The following is a 19241-nucleotide window of genomic DNA, read 5'->3' as shown; positions in this document are numbered from 1 at the left end:
TAGCGCATCCAGCCCGTGGTTCCCGCTTGCCTCCAGCAGGAACCCGGCGACCTAGCGCATCCAGCCGGTAGTTCTCGCGTGCCTCCAGCAGGAACTCGGCGGACCTGGGATTCGGGGTTTCAGGGGCTTGCCCCTGAGAGTTCCGAGAGTTGGGACTACCCGAAGAGGCGCTTGGGCGGGCGGTTCGACGCGGCCCGGCGCTCGGCTTCCTTGATCTTCACCCGCTCGGCTTCCTTGCGGACCTCGACCAGGTTCTCGCGCTCGCGCAGCAGCCATTCGGGCGGGTCGGCCAGCAGTGCGGCGATCTGCTCGGCATCGAGGGCCTCCTCGATGCCCGCGCGCGCCAGCCCGGAGTTGGATACTCCGAGTTTGCGAGCCACCACCTCGCGGGGGAACGGACCGGTCTCGCGCAACTCGGTCAGCCACTGCGGCGGGTTGGTGCGCAGCTCTTCGAGCTGGGCGCGGGTGACCGGGTTGTCGCGGAACTCCTCAGGGGCCGCCGGCAGGTAGATGCCGAGCTTGTTGGCAGCGGTCAGCGGCTTCATGGTCTGGGGGTTCTTGTCCGGGCTCACCGATCAAGGGTATCGGGCGGCCCGCGGGAACCGGGCGCGCGGTGTGGTGATGCGGGCGCGGTGCAATAGCCTGGGTGGAATGAGCCGGTTCGAGTCCATCGATGTGGAACGACTGCGGTGGTTCGTCGCGGTCGCGGAGGAGTTGCACTTCGCGCGTGCGGCCAAGGCGCTGGGGATATCCCGGCAGCGCTTGAGCGGCACGGTGATCGAACTGGAGGAGGAGCTCGGGACGAAGTTGTTCCTGCCCGGCGTGAGCCCGACCACCCTCAGCGATGACGGTCGGGAGCTGCTCGAGGCGGCGCGCGAGATCCTCGCGGCCACGGCGGCCGCGCAGCCCGAGCCGGCGGCGGACGGCGGGCCGAGCCTGCGGGTCGGTTTCGTACCCGGGGTGACGGTGACCAAATGGGAGCGGGTGTGGGCGGACCGGTTCCCGGAGACTCCGCTGCGTTTGATTCCGGTGCCGATGCAGGAGCAGGAGCGCGCGCTGCGCGAGGGCGGCGTGGACATGTGCTTCGTGCGCCTGCCCATCGACCGCGAGGGTATGAGCGCCATCCCGCTCTATCGCGAGCTGCCCGTGGTGGTGGTGCCCAAGGATCATCCGATCGCCGCCTTCGACGCGGTGAGTACGGCGGATCTGGCGGACGAGCGCATGCAGGACGCCTCGGATATCGATGACGCCGCCATGACCATGGAGCTGGTGGCGGCGGTGAGCGGTGCGGCGATCGTGCCGCATTCGATCGCCCGCCTGCACCATCGCAAGGATCTGGTCTACCGCACCGTCACCGATGCCCCGGACACCGAAGTGGCCCTGGCCTGGCCGACCGCGCACACCGGTGGCCTGGTGGAGGAGTTCGTCGGTGTGGTGCGCGGCCGCTCCGCCAACAGCTCGCGCTCGCAGTCGGCTCGAGCGGAGCAGCCGAAGAAGCCGGCCGCGGCCGCGAAGAAGTCGTCCGCGGGTGGCAAGAAGCCGCCGAGCGGTGCCAAGGCCAAGGCCGCGGCGCGCAAGCCCGCATCGCGCCGAGGCCGATAACTCCAGCTCGAAGGGCCCGTCTCCGTTGGGAGACGGGCCCTTTCGCATCTCAGGGGAAGTTCAGGGTCGTCTCAGGGTTGCGCTATACGTATACGTCTACTTATAGTGATTACACGAGCTCGAGAGCTCCGGGGTTGTACTGAGAACGCTTGCTACACAGTGTGTTTCGGCGTACCGCGACACACTGCTCTGTCCGAATGCCTATATGCGCATTCATGAATGAATTGGAGCCTGTCATGGCCATCGACATCCAGAAGACCGAAGACGACACCCAGCCCGCCCTGCCTTCGGGCATGCGCGAATTCGAACTGCGCGTGGGCCCCGGCGGCGGCCGCACCCAGAAGTTCACCGGCCGCCTGCTGGCCGAGGCCAACGAGGTCACCAAGGCCGGCACCGAGGTGGTCCGGGTCTACGTGAGCCGCAAGGGCAAGTTCGTCGTGCACCGCCACTACATCGAATGGCAGGACTTCCAGAACGCCACCAAGCATGCCTTCCAGGAGAAGAAGCTCGAATTCGCCACCGCGCGCAGGGTTTCCGATCAGTCCGACTTCTCCGCCCTCACCGACTGGGTCAAGGGCTTCAAAAACTGGCGCGAATTGCTCGGCCTCGGCGACGACGGCTACGGCGACTTCACCCTGGACATCTACGAAACCCTCGATGAACTGCGAGACCGCGTGCCCGCCAAGGTTTTCCGTATCGTGGCGGACATCACAGAGAATCCTTCCGAAACCGTCCTCGACATCTGACTACAAGCGGCCGAAACCCTGAAAGGACTTCTCCCGCATGTTCTCCCGCCTCGGACGATTCGTCGTCAACAAGCCCTGGCTGGTGATCGGTGTCTGGCTGATCGCCATCGTCGGAGTGGTGGCCATCGCGCCCAAGCTCGCCGCCACCACCGACCAATCCGACTTCCTGCCTTCGCATTACGAATCAATTCAGGCGGCGGAGGTGCAGAAGAAGGCCTTCCCCGACAGTCAGCCGCCCGCCGCGCTCATCGTCTTCGAGCGCGCCGACGACGCCCCGCTGACCGATATCGATCTTCAGACCGTGCAGACGGCGGTCGCGAAGCTGAACGAGAAGAAGATCGAGAACATCACCGGCATCGTGGCCGGCGAGCCGCCGCAGAACCGGCTCGTCGATGTCGTCGCGGTCGGTATGACCAAGATGGAGAGTCAGACCGATACCCGGCAGGGGGATGCGGTCAAGGCTCTGCGGGACGCGCTGCGGGAGCAGACCTCCGGAACCGACCTGAAGGCCGGTGTAACCGGTACGGCCGCTTCGAATCTGGATCAGACCGAATCCGGCAACAAAGGGCTGGCGATCATCCTGGTCGCCACCATCCTGCTGATCATCGTGCTGCTGCTGGTCATCTTCCGCAGTCCGGTGATCGCGCTGCTGCCGATCCTCGTGATCATGGCCCTCTCCCCGATGGCGACCGGCCTGATCGGCATGGCGGCCGAGGCGTTCGACCTGAAGATCGACAACTCGGTGCAGGCGCTGCTCTCCATCGTCATGTTCGGCGTCGGCACCGACTACATCCTGTTCCTGATGTTCCGTTTCCGGGAACGGCTGCGCGCCGGCGACGACGCCAAGACCGCCGTGATCAATGCGGTGGAGCGGGTCGGCGAGGCCATCACCTCGGCGGCGGCCGCGGTGATCATCGCCTTCGGTGCGCTGACGCTCTCCTCGATGGGCATGTTCCGCTCCATGGGTTACGCCCTCGCGATCGCCGTCGCGGTGACCCTCGCGGCCGGCCTGACGCTGGTCCCCGCCATCGTCTCGCTGTTGGGCACCAAGGTGTTCTGGCCGTCGAAGGCGTGGCAGGTGGACCCGAAGGGGGCGCGTTTCACCGCTATCGGCTCGGCATTGGGTAAGCGTCCGGCGGTGTTCGCGGTGGCCTCCGGCGGTGTGCTGCTGGCGTTGGGCGTCTTCGCCCTCGGTTTCAATCCGACCTTCGACCTGAGCTCCGGCTCGACCTCGAATGCCGCGGAATCGGTTGTGTACCAGAAGGAAATGCTCAAGGGCATGCCGGCGGGCACCACGCAGCCGTCGCAGGTGTATCTGAGCAGTGCGGGCGCCGGGCAGTTGAGCGACGATCAGCTGAACAACTACCGCACCGCCCTGACCGGGGTCGAGGGCGTGGGCCAGGTGTCGCCGCCGAAGTTGTCGCAGGACAAGACGATTGCCGAATATCAGGTGACGCTGAACTCCGCGCCGGAGTCGGATGCCGCACTCGATATCGTCAGCGGGCCGCTGCGGGATACCGCGCACAGTGCCGCGCCGACCGGCACCGAGGCCAGGGTGGGTGGCCTGACGTCGATCTTCGTCGACTTCAAGGCGGCCATGAACCGGGACTACAAGGTGGTCTTCCCGGTGGCCGCGATCCTGATCATGCTGGTGCTGGGTTTGCTGCTGCGCTCGGTGGTGGCCCCGTGGTACCTGATGGCCTCGGTCTTCCTGGGCTTCGCGGCCACCCTCGGCTCGGCGGTGCTGATCTTCCAGCACGTGCAGGGCGACACCGGCCTGATCTTCACGATGCCGATCATCATGTACCTGTTCGTGGTGGCCCTCGGGACCGACTACAACATCCTGATGGTGGCCCGGCTGCGTGAGGAGGCCCGCGAGGGCAACGACCCGCACACCTCGGCGGCGCTGGCGGTGCGGCATACGGGTCCGACCATCGCGGCGGCCGGTCTGATCCTGGCGGGCAGCTTCGCCTCGATGATGCTGGCGGGCAATTCCATGCTCGAGCAGATGGGCTTCGCCATCTCGGTGGGCATTGCCATCGCGGCCTTCATCATGGCGATGTTCTTCACCCCGGCGGTGACCGCGCTCATCGGCCGCAAGGCGTGGTGGCCCGGGCACGGCGGTGACGCCCGGCAGCCGATCGACGACGCCAGTTCGGATTGGACCGCCTACGACTACGATCCGGCGCGCCGGTAAATCGCAGGTCAGCGAGCCCGCTTCCCTTGGGGGAGGCGGGCTTTCGCGTATCCCGACCGTTGTGACAGAAACGCGTTTCAGTTTTTTCCCGAAAGTGCCTCGCGATGAACTGGACAGCCGATACAGTTCGCCGGACCGCACCCGAAGCGGCCGGTACCAAGGGAGTTATTTTCGATGACCACGTCCGTGAACAAGCGCATCGCCCGCCGAGTCGGCGTCGGGGCCACCGCCCTGGGCGTAATGGCCTGTTCGGCGGCTCTGAGCGCGCCCTACGCCTCGGCCGTACCCACCGGTCTCTCGGTGAATGCCCGCAATATCTACGCGGCCTGCACCTACGAGATCACCGCCACCGTCGACCACTGGTTCCCGGTCTCGTTCTGGGACAACGGAGTCATCATCTCCGGCGGCGGTTCGGTGGATCCGGTCAATGGCAAGGCGACCGTGCAATGGACGCCCAAGGGCGCCGGCACCCACACCCTCGGTGTGCTCCAGGGCTCGGCCTGGGAACTGCGGGTCAATGTGGCCCAGCCGACGCTGACCGGCAGCGCCACCTGCGGCGCGGGCCCGCTCGGCTTCCTGGGTTCGTAAGCGCACCACCCGGTTCGAGAGAACCCACGAATTCGATTCGGCGCGACCCGATCACGCCGAATCGTCCCGGGCCTGGCCGGCCCACCATCCTCTGTTCCCTGGCCGGCCAGGCTCGCCCCGACTCGCTAACGCATCGTCGTATGCCAGACCACGGCCGCGGCCAGTGCGCCCGCGCCGTTCACCGACCAGTGCAGCGCGATGGGCGCGAGCAGGCTGCCGCTGCGCCGCCGCAGCCAGGTGAACACCACCCCCGCGCCCGCGGTCGCCACCACGGCCAGCGCGATGCCGGCGATCTGCCCGGCCACGCCGCCGCCGAGGAATCCGCTCAGCCCTTTGTTCCCGCTGGTCAAACCCAGCGACGAGGCGACGTGCCAGAGCCCGAAAAGCATTGAACCGGCCGCGAATACGCCGCGCGCGCCGACCACTCGATCCAGGGTGCCGTGCAGCACGCCCCGGAAAGCCAGCTCCTCGGGGATCGCGGTCTGCAACGGAATCACGATCATCGACGCGATCAGCGCCCCGGAAATGGTGGCGTAGCGATCGGCCAGGAAGAACGGCCGGGTGATCGGCAGCAGCGCCCCGATGGCAACCGCCGTCAGCACCACGCCGACCGCGGCCAGCGCCCACACCGATCCGCGCTTCCAGTGCCGCGGCGAGAGCCCGAGCTCGTGCCAGTCCAGCCCGCGCCGCCGGACCATACCGACCAGCACCACCGCCGCAATCGGCACGGAAATAATGCTGGCCCACGGCGTAGTGAAGTGGGCAATGAGATTCGTGCAGGTCAAGACGACGACAACGACCGCCACATCGATATAGGCGTGCAGCCGGTGACCTGGAGGGGCGGGCTGATCGGCCAGGACGGCGACCGCACCGTTATCGTTTCGAGACATCGCGGCCAGTGTACGTATGGATTCTTAAGACGGGCTTCGAATGTGGCTGATACCCCGGATCGGCCCGTTCACACCCCTTGCGCCCACCCCGCCGGATCATCCCAGGCTTGCAGGTGACGCTCGGTTTCGAAGCGGCGCGGTTGCCGGGTGAGCGGATCGGTGAACTCGAGCACGGCGGCGAGCAATTGCAGCGGCCGGGTGTAGTCGTCGACGGGTTTGTCGGTGAGTTCGGGATAGAAGTCGTCGCCGAGGATCGGCACCCCGAGGCTGTTCATATGCAGTCGCAGCTGATGGGTGCGGCCGGTCTTGGGCCGTAGCCGGTAGCGGCCCAGCCCGCCGCGCTCTTCGATCAGTTCGATATGGGTCTCGGCATTCGGTTCGCCGGGCTCCTCGTATGCCTTGAGCACCTGCCGTTCCTTGACGATCCGGCTGATCACCGTCCGCGGTAGCTCAAGCTCCGGATCGAAGCGCGCGATGGCCTCGTACTCCTTGTGCACCAGGCGCTTGTGGAACAGGGTCTGATACGCCCCGCGCCGCGCCGGATTCACCACGAACAGCACCAGCCCGGCGGTGACGCGATCCAGGCGATGGGCCGGAATCAGATCCGGTAGCTCCAGCTCCTGCCGCAGCCGCACCAGCGCGGTCTGGAGGATGTGCTTCCCGCGTGGAATGGTCGAGAGGAAATGCGGTTTGTCCGCGATCAGAATGTCGTCGTCGCGGTAGACGATGCCGATCTCGAACGGCACCGGCTTCTCGTCCGGCAGATCGCGGTGAAACCACACCGCCCCGCCCGGCACATACGGCGCGTCGGGTGCGATCGGCCCCTCGAGGTCCACGATTCCGCCCTCGCGCAGCAGTTCGTCGATGCGCGCCGGATCCACCCGTGGCAGCCGCTCGACCAGATGGTCGCGAATGGTCGCCCATTCGCCGTCCTCGGGCAGCCGCAGCCGCGCCGGATCCAATCCGTGCCGCTTGGGTAGCGGCGGCTGCTGCCTGCGTCTCACCCGCAAGACCCTAGTCGCGCCGGGTTTGCCGGAACGGCACGGTATGCCCGGCGCGATCGGCGGTCAGAAGCCGCGCACGCGCTCCGGGGTGATCCGGATCGGGGTCGAATAGGTCGAGTAGAACTTCTCGGCGGTCATCCCGATCTCGGCCAGACCGCGGGTGTATTTCTCGGTGTAGCGGGCTTTTTCGTCCGCGGTGAGCGGCTGGTCGTCGATGCGCGCGGTGCCGGTGAAGACGGCCACGTCGCCGCCGCCGGCATCGGTGTTGAAGTTCAGGGTGACCTTGGGATCGTGGGCGATATTGCGCAGCTTGGCCTGTCCGGGTTCGCTGAACAGCAGGAATTCGGTTCCGTCCCAGAGGAACCAGACCGGGTTGGGTGACGGCGCGCCGGAGGGGGTGACGGTGGTGAGCCAGATGATCGTGTCGCGGTCGAGTCGTTCGGCGACGCGTGCGCCGAATTTGGTGCCGGTGTCGACGATGGTCATGACCGTTGGCAACGGCGGTCGCGGGGGAGGGATTCCGGTTCGGCGGGTTTCGGTCATCCGGGGGCCCCGCGCGCGGTACCTCGAAAGTTAGCCTAACCTATCTTCCTGTCGATTCTTGTGTGAGGATCGGGCGAACCGATCGGATCGAGAGGCAGGGCAGATGACGGTGGAGGTAGCGCCGCCCCAGGTGGCGCAGCCCGCGGCGGGGGCCGCCGGGATCGATGAGAAGGCCGCGGCCAAGGCTCGCAAACAGCGGGAAGCCCAGGCGCGCAAGGAGATTCTCGCGCCGGTCGCCGGCACCCTGTCGCTGGCTAGCCTGGTCATCGCCTTCGCCTCGGTCTGCGCGGTGGTGCCGTTCCTGCTCATCGTGTCGGCCTGCCGGGAACTGCTCTCCGACGCGGTGGACACCGGCCGGGTGTGGCGACTGCTGCTGATCGCGGTGATCGTCCTCGTCGTGCGCGCGATCCTGCAAGCCGCCGCGCTGACCTGGTCGCATACCGTCGATGCCGGCTATCAGCTGACGCTGCGCAGGCTGCTGGCGGACAAGCTGACCCGGGTGCCGCTGGGCTGGTTCGGCGAGCGCACCTCCTCGGAGGTCAAGAAGTACCTCCAGGACGATGTGGAGGCGCTGCACTATCTGGTCGCGCACGCCCGCCTGGATTTCGTCGGTTCGGTGACCGTGCCGCTGGTGACGCTCGTCTACCTGGCGACCGTCGATTGGCGGCTCACCCTCGTGCTGCTGCTGCCGCTGGTGATCTACGCGGTCTGCATGAAGCGGATGCTCGACGAGCCCGGCCGCGAACGTCTGCTCGCCTACAACGAATCCGAACTGCGGACCCGCGAGGCGACCGTGGAATTCGTCGACGGCATCCAGGTGGTGCGCGCCTTCGGGCGAGCGGGCAAGGCGTACAGCGAATTCCAGGCCGCGGTGGAGAACCAGACCGACCGTCTGCGCAAGCTGAAGATGCCGGTCATGACGGTGCAATCGATCTCGGACACGGTGGTCGCCCCGGTGTTCGTCATGCTCCTGGTGGTCGTGGCGGGGCTCGCGGGCGTCGGCCTGAACTGGATCGAACCCCTCGACCTGCTGCCGTTCCTGCTGGTCGGATTGGGTTTGGGCAGTTCGCTGCTCGGCCTCGGCTACGGCGCGCAAGCGCTGCGCACGGCGGGTGACGCGGCACTGCGACTGCACGAACTCATGCAGACCCCCGAACTCCCCTCGGGCACCCCCGCGAAAGCCACCCCGTCGAGCATCCCCGCGGGAGCCACCCCGTCGAGCACCTCCTCGGGAGTCACCCCGTCGAGCACCCCCGCGGGAGCCACCCCCGCGTCATCCCCGCGTGCTGTTGGCGGGGATCTCACTGTGAACCCGGGAGATCCCGGCCGAGAGCACGCCGGAATGACGAGCGAAGACGCTGGAATGACGGGCGGAGGCGTGCGTTTCGAAGGCGTGACCTTCGGCTACCGCGATGACCATCAGGTCTTGCGCGGGGTCGATCTGGAGCTCGCGCCCGGCACCATCACCGCGCTGGTCGGCCCCAGCGGCTCGGGCAAGTCCACCCTGGCCAAGCTGCTGCCGCGCTTCTACGACGTGACCGCGGGCCGGATCGCCATCGGCGGCCGCGATATTCGCGATTTCGGCACCGAAGAGCTCTATCGCACTGTCGGCTTCGTCTTCCAGGACGTGCGCCTGATCCGCGGCACCGTCCGCGACAACCTGCTGCTGGCCAAGCCGGACGCCAATGAGGCAGCCCTGGAGCGCGCCGCCCGCGCCGCCCAGATCCACGACCGCATCACCGCCCTGCCGCGCGGCTACGACTCCGAGATCGGCGTCGATGCCATCCTCTCCGGCGGTGAGGCGCAACGTCTTTCGATCGCCCGTGCCCTGCTGGCCGACACCCCGATCCTGGTGCTCGACGAGGCCACGGCCTTCGCCGATCCGGAATCGGAAGCAGCCGTGCAGGACGCGCTCGCGGTGCTGGTGGCCGGTCGCACGGTGCTGGTCATCGCGCACCGCCTGCACACCATCACCGGCGTGGATCGAATCCTGGTGCTGGAGAACGGAACCCTGGTCGAACAGGGCGATCATGCCACCCTGAGCGTCGCGGGCGGCACCTACCAGCGGCTCTGGGAAATCAACGAAGCGGCGCTGACCGCCGTCACCTTGGAGGGATCGCGGTGATCCGCAAGCTTTTCGCACTGGTGCCGGGCGAATTCGCCCCGCTCACCCCGAAACTCGTCGCCGCGATTCTGGCCCAGGCGCTCAGCCAGGCCGCCGCCTACGTGCTGCTGGTCCCGGTGCTGCAAGCCCTGTTCCGTGACGAACTGAGCCGCGCCTGGACCTGGACCGGCTGGCTGGCCTTGGCGGTGGCGGGCGTCGTTCTGTTCAGCTACCTGCAAGCAGTGCTGGGCCTGCGCATCGGTATCGGTATGCAGCACGGCCTGCAAACCCGTATCGGCGATCATCTGAATGCCTTGCCGCTGGGCTGGTTCGACGGGCAGAACGCGGGCGCGCTGTCCCGCGTGGTGGTGGAGAACGTGCGCGAGGTGCAGGGCCTGATCGCCTATCTGCTGGCCAAGATCCTCACCGGCATCGTGGTCCCGCTGGGTGTGGCGGTCGGCATGTTGTTCATCGATTGGCGCATCTCGCTGGCGATGCTGGTGGCCGCGCCGGTGCTGTACCTGGTGAACCGCTGGGCGGGGCGCTCGTATGTGGCCGCCGACGAGCAGATGCACGAGGCCGCCTCCGAAGCCAACGCGCGGGTACTGGAATTCGCGCAGGCGCAACCGGTGCTGCGTTCCTTCGGTGCGGTCGGCGCGGGCAACCGCGCCCTGGACGCCGCGCTGGAACGTCAGCGCAAGGCCACCTTCGGCATGATGTTCGCCGCCGTACCCGGCCTCATCGTCTTCTCCCTGCTGGTGCAGGCGATCTTCCTGGCGCTGGTCTACCTGGTGGTCGGCCGCGTCACCGGCGGAGCCATTTCGGCCGCCGCCGCCATCGCGCTGATCGCGGTCAGCTCCCGCTTCATCGAACCCTTGAACCAGGCGGCCCAGCTCGGTGGCGCGTTGCGTGCCGCCGCGGCCGCCGCCGACCGGGTCAGCGCCCTGCTCTCCGAACCGGTACTGCCGCAATGGGAATCGGAAGACGAGATCGTCCCGGGCGCTCCCGACGTCGTCTTCGACCAGGTCAGCTTCGGTTACCGCACCGGTGAACAGGTCCTCTCGGAGCTCTCCTTCACCGTCCCGGCCGGCACCACCACCGCCATCGTCGGTCCCAGTGGCGCAGGCAAATCCACCGTTCTGCGCCTGGCGGCCCGCTTCCACGACGCCGATTCCGGCAAGGTGACGGTCAGCGGCCACGAGGTGCGCAAACAACCCACCGAGCTGCTGCTGAACCATATGTCCCTGGTCTTCCAGAACGTCTACCTCTTCAATCGTTCTGTCCTGGAGAACATCCGGGCCGGCCGCCCCGACGCCTCCGACGCCGAGGTCCTCGCCGCTGCCCGCGCTGCCCGCGTGGACGAGATCGCCGACCGCCTCCCCGAGGGCTGGCACACCCCCGTCGGCGAAGGCGGCACCGCCCTCTCCGGCGGTGAACGCCAACGTGTCTCGATCGCCCGGGCCCTGCTCAAGAACGCCCCCATCGTCCTGCTCGACGAAGCCACGAGCGCCCTCGATCCCCACAACGAAGCCGTCGTAGTCCGCGGCGTGCACGAATTGACCAGGGGCAAAACGGTAATCGTGGTAGCCCACCGCCTGGCCACCATCGCCCACGCCGACCAGATCCTCTTCATGGAGAACGGCCGCATCATCGAACGCGGCACCCACGACCAACTCCTCACCCTCGACGGCCGCTACGCCGCCTTCTGGTTCGAACGCACCCGAGCCTCCGGCTGGCGGCTGGAGCCCGCCACGGCCTGAAGCGAAATCCCCGGAATTCCAGCGGAATTCCCGCGACTCGCGGCCGGTGCTCGAAGTTCTCCGCGACTGTCGCACCGGCCCCTCGTCCTCGAGGGAGTTCGCAGGCGAAGCCCTGAGAGCTACGAGAGTTGTCTCACTTCGCATCCCGCGAGATTCAAGATAAGGTAAGCCTATGCAAACCTAAAGGGGGCGATGGGTTGCGCGACTGAGTCAACTGCGGGCAACCGCGACAGAGCAGGAGAACCGGTGGACACACTTCTGGTGGTCGGCGCGGGGCCGAAAGCCCTGGCCGTAGCGGCCAAATCGCATGTGCTGCGCCAACTCGGCCTCCCCGCCCCGCGGGTGATCGTGGTGGAACCGCATGCGGTGGGCGGCAACTGGCTCCCCAGCGGCGGCTGGACCGACGGCCAGCACCGCCTGGGCACCAGCCCGGAGAAGGATGTCGGCTTCCCGTATCACTCCACCTGGGCCCGCGGCCACAATCGCGCCATCGACGAGGCCATGCGCGGTTTCAGCTGGACCGCCTTCCTGGTCGAGCACGGCACCTACGCCGAGTGGATCGACCGCGGCCGCCCCAGCCCGCAGCATCACGTGTGGGCCAAATACCTCCAGTGGGTCGGCCGCAAGACCGATATGGAGCTGGTCCGCGGTTCGGTGCGCGGCATCGCGGCGGCGGCCGACGGCTGGCTGGTCTCGGTGGCCGACGCCGACGGTGCGCTCAGCGAAATCGACTGCGACGCCGTCATGATCACCGGCCCCGGTCGCAGCGACCGCGCCCTCACCACCCATCCGGCCGTGCTCAGCATCGCCGAATTCTGGGATCTGGCGGGCCGCCGCAAACTCCCGGCGGCCTCCCGCGCGGCGGTCATCGGCGGCGGCGAGACGGCCGGTTCGGCCCTGGACGAGCTGGTCCGCCATGAAATGCTCACCATCTCGGTGATCTCCCCGAAGGCCACCCTCTACACCCGTGGCGAGAGCTTCTTCGAGAACTCCCTCTACAGCGATCCCACCAAGTGGTCCACGCTCGGCATGGACGAGCGCCGCGATGTCATCCGCCGCACCGACCGCGGCGTCTTCTCGGTCCGCGTGCAGGAGAGCCTGCTGGGCGACAACCGGGTGCACCATCTGCAAGGCCGCGTCGTGAACATGGCCGCTCAGGACGGCGACCGCGTCGCCCTCACCCTGCGCAACGAGATGCGCCCCGATCAGATCCACACCTTCGACCTGGTGGTCGATGCCACCGGCGGTCAGCCGCTGTGGTTCCTGGACCTGTTCGATTCCGCCGCAACCGATCTGCTGGAGCTGGCGGTCGGCGGCCCGCTCTCGCAGTCCCGCATCGAGAACGCCATCGGCTACGACCTGGCGGTCACCGGTCTGGACGCCAAGCTGTACCTGCCGAACATGGCCGCCCTCGCGCAAGGTCCGGGTTTCCCGAATCTCAGCTGCCTGGGTGAACTCTCGGACCGCGTGCTGCGGTCCGAGCTGTCGCAGCGGAGGGGAGGTGCGCGGGAGCGAGTGGCCGCCGCGCGCTGAAACTAGCGGAGCACCGGCATGTCGGACGGATCGCGGGGCAGCGTGTACAGCGAGATCCTGCGGTCCGGCCGAATGTCGAAGTCGCCCAGATGGAACCAGCCGTTCTTCTCCAGCGCCTTACGCATCGGAGTATTGCGGTGATCGGGTTCGCACATCATCCGGCGGCACTCCGCTTCGGTCGCGAAGACGCGTTCGCCCAACTCCCGGATCCAGCCCGAGATGATGCCCTTGCCGAGCAGTTCGGTTTCGGCGGTGGCGATATGGAACCCCATATCCCGCGGATCGGCGTGATACAGCCCGGCGATCTCGTCCTTGGCGGGCCGGTACAGCTCGATGTAGGCAACATCACGCCGCCCCAGATCCGCCCGGTCGATCGCATCGAAGTCGTAGCCGAGAACGCAAGGCCGCGAGAAGGTTCCGGCCAGCTGGGTGGCGCAATCGAGCCGCCGCCGCTCCGCGTCCCAGGTCTGCTCCCAGGTCTCCACCAGATGTGGCCGGTGCATCCACTCGGTAATCGTCTCGGGATCAAGGGAATCGGCGTCTACCAGGCGCAACGTGAACGGCGCGGCGAACTCGGGCACCACCGGCCCGGGTGCGGTACGGACCTGTTCGGGCAGGTCGGTCAGTTCGCGCGCGAGGACGTAGGGCGTCCGGTTCATCGGTGCGGGCTCCGTTCGATTGTCAGCTTGATCAGCCAGCTTGGTAAGGCTAGCCTATACTAAGTTTGGGATAATACGGTCGCCCGGACTGCTCAGGGGGACAAGGTGAATCAACCGGCGCCGCGTGCCGTCGGATGTGTGTAGGAGAGATACGGGATATGCCACGGGAACTCGGATGGATCAGGCAATTTCAAACTCCGGGTTCTGCGGATTGCCCGCCGCTGCTCATCTTCCCGCATGCGGGGGCCGGCGCTTCCGCCTACCGGGTTTTCGCAAAAACCCTCGCCGCTGAATTCGATGCCGTGGTGTTCCAATACCCCGGCCGCCAGGATCGCGCCAAGGAGGCCGCCGCGGAAACGCTGCCGGAGATCGCGGCGGGCGCTTTCGAGGCGTTCCGCGATTCCGCGCACGACACCGGTGCGCCGCTCACCATTTTCGGGCACAGCATGGGTGCGGTCGTCGCCTTCGAATTCACCCGCCTCGCCGAAGCCGCCGGTATGACCGTGCGCCTGCTGGCCGCCTCCTCGGCCGCCGCACCGGTGCGCATCGCCGACCTGCCGGGCCATCCGACCGAGGACGAGCAGCTGCTCGATCACATGAGCGCCCTCAACGGCACCGGCGCGGACGTGCTGGCCAGCCGTGATGTGCTGCGCATGGCGCTGCCGGTGATGAAGGTCGACTACCGCGCTTTCGACGCCTACTCCTGCGCGGCCGAGATCGCCGTGGACGCGCCGATTCTGGTGCTCGGCGGCGACGAGGACGAATTCGTCGCCCCGCGTGATCTGTACGCCTGGGACGGGCATACGCGCGGCGGCAGCCGGGTGACTCTGTTCGCGGGCGGGCATTTCTATCTCAACGACCATGTGGCCGGAATCGCCGAACTGCTGGTCGCGGAGAAGAGCGTGGCGGCGTGAGCGTCGATGACCCCATTGTGATCGTCGGGATGGGCGTCGAAGCGCCCGGCGGTATCGAGACCCTCACCGAATTCTGGGCCGCCCTGGCCGAATCCCGGGAATTGATCGGACCTTTCCCTCGTGATCGGGAATGGCCGCTGGCGGAATTGTTCTCGCTCGGCGATCGTGACGGCTGGGCTCCCGTTCGCGATCGCGGTGGTTTTCTTTCCGGCGCTACCGAATTCGATCCCATGTTCTTCGGAATCACCCCGCGCGAGGCCGTGGCGATGGATCCGCAGCAGCGGGTGAGTATGCGGGTGGCCTGGCGGGCGCTCGAGCACGCCGGGCTGAATCCGGGTGCGCTGGACGGTGATTCCGCCGGCGTGTGGATGGGCGTCTCCCTGATGGAGTACGGCCCGCGCGCGGCCGAGGTCAACGAGTTCAGCGGGTACCGGGCCACCGGTACGGCGCTGGGCGCGGTCGCCGGGCGCATCTCGCACGGGCTCGGCCTGACCGGGCCGTCCATCAGCGTCGATACCGCGTGCGCGTCGTCGCTGACCGCGCTGCACCAGGCCGCCGCCGCCATCCGGGCGGGGGAGTGCGAGTGGGCGCTGGCGGGCGGCGTCTGCGTGATGGGTTCGCCGGGCGCGTTCTACGAATTCTCCAAGAACAATGCCCTCGCCACCGACGGGCACTGCCGCTCCTATGCCGCCGACGCCACCGGAACCCTCTGGGGCGAGGGTGCGGGCGTCGTTGTGCTGGAACGGGAATCGCGTGCACGTGAGCTCGGGCACCGGATCTACGGCCGGCTGCTGGGCTCCCGGGTCAACCACAACGGCAAGGGCGCGCCGATCGCCGTGCCGAGCGCCGCCGCTCAGGAGCGCCTGATCCGCGCCACCTTGGCCGCCGCCGATCTGGATGCCGAACTGGTGGGCCTGATCGAAGGCCACGGCACCGGCACCGCCGTCGGTGATCCGCTCGAATTGACCGCGCTGGCAGCCACTTACGGGACCGCGCGGGAGAACGGCCCGCGCCTGGGTTCGGTGAAGTCCAATGCCGGTCACGCCCAAGCGGCCGCCGGCATGCTCGGCCTGATCAAGACCCTGCTGTGCGGTGTGCACGGGCAGATCGCCCCCAGCCTGCACGCCGACGACCCGACCGCCGAATTCGACTGGGCCGCAACCAGCTTGCGCCTGGCCACCGAACTCGAACCCTGGCAGCCGATCGACGGCGTGCGCTATGCCGCCGTCTCCTCGTTCGGGGTTGCGGGCACCAATGCCCACGCCCTGCTCGCCATGCCGGTCCTGGAGGAGAGCGATGTCTAGCCACCGCCTGCCCGATGGCAGCATTCCCGTCCTGCTGTCCTCGGACACCGCCGACGGCCTGCGCGCCGAAGCGGCCGCGCTGCTCGGCTATCTGGAGGCGCATCCGGCCGTCACCCCGGATCGAGTGTCGGACATGCTGTTCCGCACCCGGACCCCGCGCCGCCACCGGGCGCTGGCCATCGTCACCACGCGCACCGAGCTGCTGGACGGCTTGCGCGCCACCGCATCCGGTGATCCGCACCCCGGTGTCGTGGTCGGCGACGGTCCGGCCACCGCCCGCCGAGTCGGCTTCGTCTTCCCCGGTCAGGGCAGTCAGCGCCCGGGCATGGGGAAGCTGTACTACGAGCTCTCCACCGCCTACCGCGAGACCGTGGACGCCTGCTCGGCCATTCACGCCGAGCGTTTCGGCCACACCCAGCCACTGCACTATCTGCGCGGGGACGAAGGGCAGTACGAGGACACGGTGTGGGAAGTGCAGCCCGCCTTGATGTTCCATATGACCGGCCTGGCCGCCATGTGGCGCGCCGCCGGTGTGCGTCCCGCCGCCACCATCGGTCACAGCCAGGGCGAACTGGCGGCCGGCGCGGTCTCGGGCGTCATGTCGCTGCACGACGCGGTCCTGGTCGTGACCCATCGCGCCCACCTGGTCGAGCGCATCTCCCCGCGTGGCTACTCCATGGCGGTGCTCGCCATGGACCGCGAGGATTGTGAAGCCCTGCTGGCCCGCCACTCCGGTTGGGCCGAACTCTCGGTGGTCAACGCCCCGCACATCATGGCCATCTCCGGTGACCGCCAGACCATCCGGGACATGGTCGAGATGGCTACCGCGCGTGGGCAGTTCGCGCGCGAGATCGGCGTCTCGTACCCCGCCCACACCTCCATCGTGGCCGAGGTGCGTGCCGACTTCGAGGGCTTCCTCGGCGGCGAAATGGACACCGAGACCTTCGTCGACGCCGAAATCCCCAGCTACGGAGCAACTCTCGGGGCCGCGATCACCCCGGACCTGACCCAGGAACAGTACTGGTACTGGAACCTGCGCAACCGCGTCCGCTTCGATCGCGCCATCGTCTGCGCCGCTTCGGACGGCATCGACACCCTCATCGAGGTGGTCGAGCACCCCGTCCTGCAACTGGCCATCCAGGAGAACCTCACCCTGGTCCCGCGCCATCCGGCCCGCCCCGCCCCCGACTTCCGGGTCCTGGGCACCTCCCTGCGCACCGCCGACTCCCTCCGCGATTTCACCCGCAACCTGGCCGCCGTCGCCGTCTCCGACCTCGGCTACGACTGGTCGGCCCTGCGCACCGAATCCCCGGTATCGCTACCCCTGCGCGACTTCCCCCACACCATCCAGCACAACAAGAAGCTGTGGGCCGCAGCGGGTTACGCCCCTGAACGCATCAAGGCCCCGCTACCCCCGGTCCCGGCCCCGCAGCGCCTGATCGAAGCCTGGATCCCGTGGGAGCGCCGCTCGATGACGCCGCCGCGCACCCTCGCCTTCATCGACCCCACCGGCCGCAGCACCGACCTGGTGACCGCGCTCCTGAAGGCCGCCGACCGCCACGGCGCAACCGCCCTGCTGCTCGATGCGGCCGGCCGAGGCGTTGGCGACCTGGCCGGTGGCCCGGTCGTCGTACCGGCCGACGGCACGAACGGTGCGACCACGCGGAGCACCGTCGGCGTCACACCGTTGAGCGCTACCTCCGGCAATGCGGCCCGTAACGGCTCCGCGGCTTCCGGTATCGGTGCGTCGGCGGCCGCCGGACGTGACGGAGCTGCCGGGCACGGCCACCTCGATGCTGTGGCCGGGAGCGCAGCGAACGGCCTCGCCGCGCCGGGCGGTGGTGCCTTCGACACCGCCGTCATCCTGTGGCCCGCGCTGCCGGATGCCGACGGCGAGGGCACCATCGACGAGCTGGTGGAGTTCTTCGCGGCCAAGCAGTGGCTGCCCGCGCTGGCCGGATTGCGGCCGGGTGGGGAGTGCTGGCTGGTGACCATCGGCGGCGAGTCCGTGGTCGCGGGTGACGCTGTGCCGCAGCTGTTCCACAGTGCGGTGGCGGCCGGGTTCCGGAGCATCGGGATCGAGCATCCCGGGCTGGCGCTGCGGCATCTGGATCTGCCGGCCGGGTCCGGTGCCGAGCAGGCCGTACGGGTTATCGGTGCGCTGCATACCGCCGGTGAGCCGGAGGTCGCGCTGCGTGACGGCAAGGTGTTCGTGAAGCGGTTGCACGCGGACGAGTCGGAGCCGGGTGCGGCGGCCGATCTCGATCATGTGCTGATCATCGGCGGCACCGGGCAACTGGGCCTGCTGTTCTGCGATCACTTCGCGCGATCCGGGGCGGGGCGCGTGACGCTGCTCAGCCGGTCCGGTGAAAAGGGCGCTGACGCTGCCGAACTCGCGCGGCTGCGGAGTCTCGGCGCGACCGAGGTCGCCGTCGTCGCATGCGATGCCACCGATCCCGAGGCGGTCGGTCAGTTCGCGGCCGCCCAGGCCGGACGGCCGGTGAGCCTGATCATCCACGCGGCGGTCAACTACGTGGACGCCGAGCTGGCCGATATCACCGAGGACATGGTGCGCACCGCCGCCGCCTCGAAGGTCGTCGGTCTGGAGACCATCCTGGCGGCGGTCCCGCGTACCGCGAATGCCCGTGTGCTGCTGTGCTCTTCGATGGCGGCGACCCTCGGCGGTCGCGGCCAGATCCTGTACGCGGTGACCAACCGCATGCTCGACACCGTCGCCCGCCGCCTGCGCGCGGAGGGTGTGGACTGCACGTCGATCGAGTGGGGTCTGTGGAGTGTCGCGGGTCCCCTGGACGACGCCGGTATGGCGCGTGTCGAAGGAGCGGGCGTCTACCCGATGGAGCCCGCCGCGGCCATCGCCGCCGGATTCACCGGTCAGCCGACCGACGCGGTGGTCATCTCCGCCGATTGGCCTTTCCTGCGCGACATGCTGGACACCTTCGGCCTGGACGCGGTGCTCCGAGAGGTTCCCGAGAATCCGGTGCTGGAGACCGCAGCAATGGAAGTCGCCACCCCCGGTCATCCCGGCACGCTCTTAGCCGGGATCCACAACCCAGCGTTGGATTCCGGCCGAAAGCACGCCGGAATGACGGAGGCCGCGCACGCCGAGGAACCGGCCGCCGTAACACCCGCCGCGCAGTCCCTGCCCGATCAACTCCTGATCGAGCTGGGCCGTGTGATGGGCGTGGACGGCACCGATGCACTCGACCGCTCCACCCCGCTCGTCGCCCTCGGCCTGGATTCCCTTCAGGCCCTGGACTTCCGCAAGCGGGTGCGGTCCGCGCTGGACCGGGATCTCCCGGTGGCGGCGATCCTGGGCGGCGCGACCTTCGACGACGTCGTGCTGCTCATGGCAGAGAACACCAACTAGGGCTAGGGG

Annotated in this window: 15 protein-coding genes; 10 read left to right on the top strand and 5 right to left on the bottom strand. The window is 68.1% G+C overall.

Features of this window, described 5'->3' with window-relative positions; translation table 11 throughout:
- Positions 1–155: 155 nt before the first annotated feature.
- Entirely contained in the window at positions 156–572 is a 417-nt protein-coding gene (locus NI1_RS13375; protein ID WP_067819270.1) for a DUF5997 family protein, read from the bottom strand.
- A 79-nt stretch (positions 573–651) separates the two neighbouring features.
- Here NI1_RS13375 and NI1_RS13370 point away from each other — a divergent pair, with 79 nt between their 5' ends.
- The 4 genes from NI1_RS13370 to NI1_RS13355 all read left to right on the top strand — a co-directional run bounded on the left by NI1_RS13370 (position 652) and on the right by NI1_RS13355 (position 5133).
- On the top strand, positions 652–1602 hold the full coding sequence (locus NI1_RS13370; RefSeq protein WP_067819372.1) for a LysR family transcriptional regulator: 951 nt from the start codon (positions 652–654) through the stop codon (positions 1600–1602).
- 236 nt (positions 1603–1838) lie between these two features.
- Positions 1839–2348, top strand: a complete 510-nt coding sequence (locus NI1_RS13365) for an EXLDI protein (protein ID WP_169815576.1) — start codon at positions 1839–1841, stop codon at positions 2346–2348.
- Positions 2349–2385: 37 nt separating this feature from the next.
- The gene (locus NI1_RS13360) at positions 2386–4545 is read left to right on the top strand and encodes an MMPL family transporter (RefSeq protein WP_067819264.1); all 2160 of its coding nucleotides are present in this window, start codon (positions 2386–2388) and stop codon (positions 4543–4545) included.
- A 174-nt stretch (positions 4546–4719) separates the two neighbouring features.
- Positions 4720–5133, top strand: coding sequence for a hypothetical protein (locus tag NI1_RS13355; protein WP_067819261.1), 414 nt, complete (start codon positions 4720–4722; stop codon positions 5131–5133).
- Between the two features lie 125 nt (positions 5134–5258).
- On the opposite strand, the gene NI1_RS13350 is transcribed toward NI1_RS13355, so the two are convergent.
- The 3 genes from NI1_RS13350 to NI1_RS13340 form a co-directional block, all read right to left on the bottom strand.
- Complete coding sequence (locus NI1_RS13350; protein WP_067819258.1) at positions 5259–6023, bottom strand: CPBP family intramembrane glutamic endopeptidase; 765 nt, start codon at positions 6021–6023, stop codon at positions 5259–5261.
- A 68-nt stretch (positions 6024–6091) separates the two neighbouring features.
- Positions 6092–7027: an RluA family pseudouridine synthase gene (locus NI1_RS13345; protein WP_067819255.1), complete on the bottom strand. Its 936-nt coding sequence runs from the start codon at positions 7025–7027 to the stop codon at positions 6092–6094.
- A gap of 63 nt (positions 7028–7090) precedes the next feature.
- Positions 7091–7513, bottom strand: coding sequence for a TIGR03667 family PPOX class F420-dependent oxidoreductase (locus NI1_RS13340; RefSeq protein WP_067819252.1), 423 nt, complete (start codon positions 7511–7513; stop codon positions 7091–7093).
- A 160-nt stretch (positions 7514–7673) separates the two neighbouring features.
- Here NI1_RS13340 and NI1_RS39265 point away from each other — a divergent pair, with 160 nt between their 5' ends.
- The 3 genes from NI1_RS39265 (at position 7674) to NI1_RS13320 (ending at position 12967) form a co-directional block, all read left to right on the top strand.
- Positions 7674–9695 (top strand): ABC transporter ATP-binding protein, encoded by a 2022-nt coding sequence (locus NI1_RS39265; protein WP_245663201.1) that lies wholly within the window; start codon positions 7674–7676, stop codon positions 9693–9695.
- Positions 9692–11434 carry an ABC transporter ATP-binding protein gene (locus tag NI1_RS13325; protein WP_067819249.1) on the top strand — a complete coding sequence of 581 codons (1743 nt, stop codon included), beginning with the start codon at positions 9692–9694 and terminating at the stop codon, positions 11432–11434. Before NI1_RS39265 ends, NI1_RS13325 begins: the two co-directional genes overlap by 4 nt.
- A 246-nt stretch (positions 11435–11680) precedes the next feature.
- Positions 11681–12967 carry a SidA/IucD/PvdA family monooxygenase gene (locus tag NI1_RS13320; RefSeq protein WP_067819247.1) on the top strand — a complete coding sequence of 429 codons (1287 nt, stop codon included), beginning with the start codon at positions 11681–11683 and terminating at the stop codon, positions 12965–12967.
- A gap of 2 nt (positions 12968–12969) precedes the next feature.
- On the opposite strand, the gene NI1_RS13315 is transcribed toward NI1_RS13320, so the two are convergent.
- Positions 12970–13626: a GNAT family N-acetyltransferase gene (locus tag NI1_RS13315; protein WP_067819244.1), complete on the bottom strand. Its 657-nt coding sequence runs from the start codon at positions 13624–13626 to the stop codon at positions 12970–12972.
- Between the two features lie 158 nt (positions 13627–13784).
- Here NI1_RS13315 and NI1_RS13310 point away from each other — a divergent pair, with 158 nt between their 5' ends.
- From NI1_RS13310 to NI1_RS39260, 3 genes are read left to right on the top strand one after another with little or no spacing between them, the layout of a single operon-like run.
- A complete protein-coding gene (locus NI1_RS13310; protein WP_067819241.1) occupies positions 13785–14540 on the top strand; it encodes a thioesterase II family protein in 756 nt (251 codons plus the stop codon).
- On the top strand, positions 14537–15844 hold the full coding sequence (locus tag NI1_RS13305) for a beta-ketoacyl [acyl carrier protein] synthase domain-containing protein (protein WP_084523109.1): 1308 nt from the start codon (positions 14537–14539) through the stop codon (positions 15842–15844). Before NI1_RS13310 ends, NI1_RS13305 begins: the two co-directional genes overlap by 4 nt.
- Complete coding sequence (locus NI1_RS39260; RefSeq protein WP_067819238.1) at positions 15837–19232, top strand: SDR family NAD(P)-dependent oxidoreductase; 3396 nt, start codon at positions 15837–15839, stop codon at positions 19230–19232. Before NI1_RS13305 ends, NI1_RS39260 begins: the two co-directional genes overlap by 8 nt.
- Positions 19233–19241 lie beyond the last annotated feature (9 nt).

Origin of the sequence: Nocardia inohanensis NBRC 100128, from assembly GCF_001612945.1 — a bacterium.
Taxonomy (GTDB): Bacteria; Actinomycetota; Actinomycetes; order Mycobacteriales; family Mycobacteriaceae; genus Nocardia; species Nocardia inohanensis.
The sequence above is the reverse complement of the archived record's forward strand: the minus strand, read 5'-3'. Positions and strand labels throughout refer to the sequence as shown.

Bases quoted from the DNA above. Each gene is read 5' to 3' on its own strand.
- NI1_RS13350 (WP_067819258.1), bottom strand. From the start codon at position 6,023: ATGTCTCGAAACGATAACGGTGCGGTCGCCGTCCTGGCCGATCAGCCC.
- NI1_RS39265 (WP_245663201.1), top strand. From the start codon at position 7,674: ATGACGGTGGAGGTAGCGCCGCCCCAGGTGGCGCAGCCCGCGGCGGGG.
- NI1_RS39260 (WP_067819238.1), top strand. From the start codon at position 15,837: ATGTCTAGCCACCGCCTGCCCGATGGCAGCATTCCCGTCCTGCTGTCC.
- NI1_RS13370 (WP_067819372.1), top strand. From the start codon at position 652: ATGAGCCGGTTCGAGTCCATCGATGTGGAACGACTGCGGTGGTTCGTC.
- NI1_RS13315 (WP_067819244.1), bottom strand. From the start codon at position 13,626: ATGAACCGGACGCCCTACGTCCTCGCGCGCGAACTGACCGACCTGCCC.
- NI1_RS13365 (WP_169815576.1), top strand. From the start codon at position 1,839: ATGGCCATCGACATCCAGAAGACCGAAGACGACACCCAGCCCGCCCTG.
- NI1_RS13355 (WP_067819261.1), top strand. From the start codon at position 4,720: ATGACCACGTCCGTGAACAAGCGCATCGCCCGCCGAGTCGGCGTCGGG.
- NI1_RS13310 (WP_067819241.1), top strand. From the start codon at position 13,785: ATGCCACGGGAACTCGGATGGATCAGGCAATTTCAAACTCCGGGTTCT.
- NI1_RS13360 (WP_067819264.1), top strand. From the start codon at position 2,386: ATGTTCTCCCGCCTCGGACGATTCGTCGTCAACAAGCCCTGGCTGGTG.
- NI1_RS13340 (WP_067819252.1), bottom strand. From the start codon at position 7,513: ATGACCATCGTCGACACCGGCACCAAATTCGGCGCACGCGTCGCCGAA.